Source organism: Winogradskyella sp. 4-2091, from assembly GCF_045765065.1.
GTDB lineage: Bacteria > Bacteroidota > Bacteroidia > Flavobacteriales > Flavobacteriaceae > Winogradskyella.
Map to the genome: position 1 here is coordinate 1 of NZ_JBJKOD010000042.1, position 1,263 is coordinate 1,263.

Annotated in this window: 1 protein-coding gene; it reads right to left on the reverse strand. The window is 37.7% G+C overall.

The window, feature by feature from the left end:
* Positions 1–1,263, reverse strand: a 1,263-nt coding sequence (locus ACJBCC_RS17220; RefSeq protein ID WP_407557923.1) for an Ig-like domain-containing protein, incomplete at both ends; no start/stop codon positions are given.

Sequence of the window (1,263 nt, forward strand, 5' to 3'; positions counted from 1 at the left end):
TGTATAAGTAATTAAATCGCCTTCACCAACACAACCTGTCGTTGAGCTCGAAGCAGATTTTACGATATTAATACCACTATCATTACATAGTGTTACATCTGTATTACTAGCATCAATGATATAAGTATCAGTGGCTTGAACAACAGTTGTTCCATCAGGTTCTAAACCATTAGCTGTAACATTGTTGGTAATATTTCCAGCATTCACGTTAGCTTGCGTAATGGTATAATCAGGCGCAGTGAAAATCCAAGTTTCCGTTGGGTCAAGAATACCATCGCCATTATCGCCAGTAAGCGTTAAAGACGACGTAATATCACCACCTAATAAATCATCAATTATAGTTATTGAATTAATAAGAACACTACCAGAATTAGTAACAGTAAAGGTATAAGTTATTGTATCGCCTTCACCGACACAACCTGTCGTTGAGCTCGAAGCAGATTTTTCAATACTAAGACCAGCAACACCATCAATGGTTATATATACAGTAGCTTGATCACAAGCTATAGGGTTTCCATTATCACAAATAGTATAAATGAAAGAATCCGTACCAGAATATCCAGCATTAGGCGTGTAAGTAAACTCCCCAGTATTAGGATCAATATTTACGATAACACCTTCTGCAGTTGTTACAGTAGTAGAAGTTACAGTTTGGGTATTACCTTCAATGTCATTATCGTTAAATAATACATTTCCTGTTAAAACACTAGTAGGCGTTACATAGTAAGCATCATCATTAGCATTAGTCGTATTTGGCATACTAGCATCTTGAACTGTTACAGTCACTGTAGCAGTATCACAAAGAGCAGGCGTACCATCATCACAGATTGTATAGGTAAAGGTATCTTCACCCGTAAATCCAGGATCAGGCGTATAGGTAATGGTTCCATCAGGATTTAGAGTTACAGTTCCATTTGCAGGATCAGTAGTTGCAGTAATGGTAATAGGATCGCCATCAGGATCAAAATCATTGGCAAGGACAACAATATCAATAGGTGTTCCTACAGGTGTTGTTGACGTATCTGCATTAGCAATAGGCGCTTCGTTAGACGGTCCACTTTCAGGTAAAACGTCAATATAAACTGTAGCAGTATCACAAGCTTGAGGATTACCATCATCACAAATAGTATATTCAAAAGTATCTTCCCCAATAAATCCAGGGTTAGGAGTGTAAGTATACGTTCCGTTAGGATTCATTACTACAGTTCCATTGGTAGGATTAGAGTTGGCAGTAACGGTTTGGTTATCACCTTCAAAATCTTC